The sequence below is a fragment of the Planomonospora algeriensis genome, assembly GCF_977012225.1.
Genome location: NZ_CDRNDK010000473.1, coordinates 1 through 4,621, shown reverse-complemented (window position 1 = coordinate 4,621; position 4,621 = coordinate 1). Strand labels below are relative to the sequence as shown.

General features: G+C 71.5%; 4 protein-coding genes and 1 pseudogene. 4 read left to right on the top strand and 1 reads right to left on the bottom strand.

The features are described from left to right. Positions 1-36 precede the first annotated feature (36 nt). Positions 37-906, bottom strand: a complete 870-nt coding sequence (locus ACWJ6R_RS30560; protein ID WP_449065545.1) for a RecB family exonuclease — start codon at positions 904-906, stop codon at positions 37-39. Positions 907-1,075: 169 nt separating this feature from the next. On the opposite strand from ACWJ6R_RS30560, the gene ACWJ6R_RS30555 reads away from it, so the two are divergent. The 4 genes and pseudogenes from ACWJ6R_RS30555 to ACWJ6R_RS30540 all read left to right on the top strand — a co-directional run. Continuing rightward, on the top strand, positions 1,076-2,167 hold the full coding sequence (locus ACWJ6R_RS30555) for a site-2 protease family protein (protein ID WP_449065546.1): 1,092 nt from the start codon (positions 1,076-1,078) through the stop codon (positions 2,165-2,167). A gap of 289 nt (positions 2,168-2,456) precedes the next feature. Continuing rightward, positions 2,457-3,992: a hypothetical protein gene (locus tag ACWJ6R_RS30550; protein ID WP_449065544.1), complete on the top strand. Its 1,536-nt coding sequence runs from the start codon at positions 2,457-2,459 to the stop codon at positions 3,990-3,992. Positions 3,993-4,005: 13 nt separating this feature from the next. Then, complete coding sequence (locus ACWJ6R_RS30545) at positions 4,006-4,443, top strand: hypothetical protein (RefSeq protein ID WP_449065543.1); 438 nt, start codon at positions 4,006-4,008, stop codon at positions 4,441-4,443. After that, positions 4,440-4,621: pseudogene (locus ACWJ6R_RS30540) on the top strand (FHA domain-containing protein); the annotation flags it as partial. The gene ACWJ6R_RS30545 and the pseudogene ACWJ6R_RS30540, both read left to right, overlap by 4 nt.

Sequence of the window (4,621 nt, the reverse complement as noted above, 5' to 3'; positions counted from 1 at the left end):
CGCGGGGCACGGGGGCCGGCGCGGGGACGTTCGCGCTCAGAGCTCGTCGGTGGCCTCTTTGACCGCGCGCCGGGTGCTGCGTACGGTGTCGCCGGGCTGCCGCTCCGGCAGGGGCGGGGGCGTGCCGCCGAACTCCGGGCACAGCTCCTTGTAACTGCACCAGTCGCACAGGCGGCTGGGGCGGGCGACCCACTCGCCGCTGTCCAGCGCCCGCTCGATGGCCGTCCACAGGGCCTGGACCTTGCGCTCGGTGGCCCGCAGATCCGCCTCGTCGGGGGAGTAGCGGAGGATCTCGCCGCCGCCGCCGAGGTACATCAGCTGGAGCAGGCGGGGCACCGAGCCGTGCAGCCGCCACAGCACCAGCGCGTAGAACTTCATCTGGAACAGCGCCCTGCCCTCGAAGGCGGGCCCCGGCGCGCTCCCGGTCTTGTAGTCGACGACGCGGACCTCGCCGGTGGGCGCGACGTCCAGCCGGTCGATGTAGCCCCGCAGCATCAGGCCGCTGTCGAGCACCGCCTCGACGTACAGCTCCCGCTCGGCGGGCTCCAGCCGGCTGGGGTCCTCCAGGGTGAAGTAGCGCTCCAGCAGGGCGCGGGCCTGCGCCAGCCACCGCGCCTGCTCCTCCTCGCCGTCGAACATGCCGGCGTAGGCGGGCTCCCGCTCCAGCAGCCGCCGCCACTGGGGCTCCAGCAGGTCCAGGGCCGCGGAGACGGTGCGCGCGGGCGCCGGCAGATCGTAGAGCCGCTCCAGCACCGCGTGGACCACCGTGCCGCGCACGGCGGCGGGCGACGGCGGCTCGGGCAGCTGGTCGATCACCCGGAACCGGTAGAGCAGCGGACACGTCATGAAGTCACCGGCACGGGACGGCGACAGCGCTCCGACGATCGTGGGCTCGGTCAGTGACATGTCCGCACTGTAGGCCACCCCGGTGACAGTTCGCGCTCGAGACGGCCGCTCGGAGCCGACGGACAGGCCGCCGGCGCGTAGCATCGAGGCCGGGAAGCGGTGTGCGACGAGGAGTGGTGAGCCAGCGGTGAGCAGTGACAGCCCGCGCCAGGACAGTCCGGGCCTGCGGATGGGGCGCCCGTTCGGCGTCCCGGTCTACGTCTCGCCGACCTGGTTCCTGGTGGCGGCGTTCATCACCTTCACCTTCCAGCCCGTCGTGGTGTCGCGCCTGCCGGAGCTGAGCACCGGGCTCTCCTACCTGGTGGCGCTCGCCTTCGCGGTGCTGCTGTACGTCTCGGTCCTCCTGCACGAGCTGGCGCACTGCGTGGTCGCCAAGGCGTACGGCCTGCCGGTCCGCCGCATCACGCTCTATCTGCTGGGCGGCGTCTCGGAGATCGAGCGCGAGCCGGAGACCCCCGGCCGGGAGTTCATGGTCTCCTTCGCCGGACCGCTGCTCTCGCTGGGCCTCGGCGGCGCGGGCTACGCCCTCGAGCGGTTCCTGGACCCCGGCACCGTGCTGAGCGTCCTGACCTTCCAGCTCTGGTTCGCGAACCTGATCGTCGGGGTCTTCAACCTGCTGCCCGGCCTGCCGCTGGACGGCGGCCGGATGCTCCGCGCCGGAGTGTGGAAGCTCACCCGCGACCCGGGCTCCGGGACGGTCGCGGCGGCCTGGGCCGGCCGCGTGCTGGCCGTGCTGCTGGTGGTCTGGCCCGCCGGCCTGTCGCTGATGAGCGGGCAGGAGCCGAGCTGGAGCATGCTCATCTGGTCGGTCCTGCTGGCCTCCTTCATCTGGTTCGGCGCCACCCAGGCGCTGCGCGGCGCCCGGCTGCGGGCCCGCATCCCGCAGGTCAACGCCCGGGCCCTGGCCAGGCGGGCCGTCCCGGTCACCGCCGACGTGCCGCTGGCCGAGGCGCTGCGCCGGGCGTCGGAGGCGCAGGCCGGAGCCCTGGTCGTGGTGGACCACGAAGGCAGCCCGACCGGGATCGTCAGCGAGGTGGCGGTGGAGGCGACCCCGGAGGCCCGCCGCCCCTGGGTCACGGCCGGCTCGCTGGCGCGCAGCCTGGAGCCGTCGCTGGTGCTGGCCGCCGATCTGGAGGGGGAGCCGCTGATCGAGGCGATGCGCGGCGCCCCCGCCGGGGAGTACCTCCTGGTCGAACGCGGCGGGGAGATCTTCGGCGTGCTCGCCACCGCGGACGTGAACCGGATGTTCACCGGGGTCTGAGCGGACCGCGGGCGGGCCCGGAGCCTGAGCGGACTCCGGGCGGACTCCGGGTGGAGGCGGAGCGGCTCGGGGCGGGCTCCGGGCGGCTTCCGGCGGAGTCCGGGTGAAGCGGGGCGAACCACGGGGTGATCCCGGGCGTCTCACAGGGTGCGCACGAACGGCGGAAACGGGGACGACGGCGCAGTCTGAGGAGAAAACGCGTCTTCGTCCCACTCGTTTTCAGGGCGCACCGGGACTAGTGTCTTGGCCAACTGAACCGGTTGGCCACGTATCCAAGGGACGCATCGCATTGGCACCCCCCCACACGCCGGCCTCGCCCGGTGACCTCACCCCCGAGCTGCTCGGCGCGTCCGAATGGACCGACCAGCTGGTCGCGGCCGCCGGGATCCCGATGTACGACATCCCCTTCCTGGCCGTCGGCGGGGGGATCGGTTCCTTCGTGACCCTCGACTACCTGCGCATCTACGGGGTCCCCACCTCGCAGATGCGGGTGGTCTCCAACATCGACCACCCCTGGCAGACCTACGAGTTCCTCACCAGGTGCTCGCAGATCCCCCGCTCCGAGCGGATCCGCTCCGACTCCTCCTCCCGGCCGGACAACCTCTGGGGTTTCCCCTCCTACGCCCTGGAGGAGGCGTGGAAGGACAAGAACCCGGCCTACCTCTGGCAGCTCCTCACCGAACCCCTGATCAACGACTACTGGACCCCGCGCGCCGGGACGGTCTTCACGAACCTGGAGCGTGAGGCCAAGCGCATCGGCTACTGGGACATGCTGGTCAAGGGCCAGGTCCGGATGGTGCGCCGCCGGTCGGGCGGCGGCTACTTCACCGTGGTGACCCCGCCCGAGGGCGCCGCGCCGACCAAGCGCATCGTCTTCCGCTCGCGCTTCGTGCACATCGCCGTCGGTTACCCGGGCCTGAAGTTCCTGCCCGACCTGCAGGAGTTCCGCACCAAGCACGGCGACTACCAGCACGTGGTGAACGCCTACGAGCCGCACGAGCAGGTCTACGAGTTCCTCAAGACCCGGCCGGGCACGGTGGTCATCCGGGGCGGCGGCATCGTCGCCTCCCGGGTGCTCCAGCGGCTGTTCGACGACCGGGAGAAGTTCGGGCTGAAGACCCAGGTCGTCCACATCTTCCGGACCTTCGTCACCGGCTCCCACGGCCCGCACGTCTGGGCGCGGCGCAAGGGCGGCAACGGCTGGGCCTACCAGGGCTTCAACTACCCCAAGTCGGTGTGGGGCGGCCAGCTCAAGGCGGAGATGCGCAAGCTCGAGGGCGCCGACCGGGCCAAGAAGTACAAGGAGATGGGCGGCACGAACACCCCCTACCGGCGGCGCTGGCAGGAGCAGATGCGCGCCGGGCGCGAGGGCGGCTACTACCACGCGGTGCAGGGCACGGTGGACCGGGTGGAGCGTTCCCCCGACGGGCGGCTGGTCAGCTACGTGCGCAGCGCCGACGGGACCGTCCGCGAGCCGGTGGCCGACTACATCATCGACTGCACGGGCCTGGAGGCCGACATCGCCGAGCACCGGATCTTCGCCGACCTGCTCGAGCACGGCGGAGCCGACCGCAACCCGATCGGCCGCCTGGACGTGGAACGCCACTTCGAGGTGAAGGGGACCGCCAGCGGCGACGGAGTGCTCTACGCCTCCGGCTCGGCCACCCTCGGCGGCTACTTCCCGGGCGTCGACACCTTCCTCGGTCTGCAGATCGCGGCGCAGGAGATCGCCGACGACCTGGCCAGGAGGGGATTCGTCCGGAAGATGGGGCCGCTGCGCTCCACCTCGCAGTGGTTCAAATGGGTTTTCAACTCACCGGTGTAAGGAGTTCGACCTCGTGGTTCCGACGTTGACGGGGCGCATCCAGACGCGCCTCTTCCTGCTCGCCACCGTGGGGGTGGTCGTCACCTTACTCATCATGCCGCTGCTGCCGGGCATGGGGGCGTCGCTCGGCGACCGCTACGGCACCGGGCTGCTCGTCCTGGCGGCGGTGGGAGCGCTGGGGATCGCCTGGGAGCTGATCTATCACTTCCTCATGCAGTTCCGGTGGGAGAAGGACTGGCCGACCCTGTTCGGACTGCTCACGCTCGTTCCCGAGGGCCTCTTGCTGTACTTTTTGCTACGGTCTGGTGCGATTGATGTCATCGGGCCGATTCCAGCGGGCACCTTCTGGACGCACTTCACCGTGGTCTGGGTATGCATGTGGCTGGTGGCGAACGGGCCGATGCGCGTGCCGTTCATCCGGTGGCGTTTCCGGGGAGGGAGAGTTCTGTGACCGACCAGGGCTTCGGAGCGGTGCGTCCGCTGCCGGGCAACGGGCTGGTCGCCCATGTGGGCGGGCTGCTGCTGGTGTGCGACGCGGCCGAGGCCGTCATGGAGGACCTGCTGGGGGCGCTGCGGGAGACCGCCGCCTCGGGCGGCGACGGGCGGGCGCTGGCCCGCCGGGTCGCCCA

Bases quoted from the DNA above. Each gene is read 5' to 3' on its own strand.
- ACWJ6R_RS30560 (WP_449065545.1), bottom strand. From the start codon at position 906: ATGTCACTGACCGAGCCCACGATCGTCGGAGCGCTGTCGCCGTCCCGT.
- ACWJ6R_RS30555 (WP_449065546.1), top strand. From the start codon at position 1,076: ATGGGGCGCCCGTTCGGCGTCCCGGTCTACGTCTCGCCGACCTGGTTC.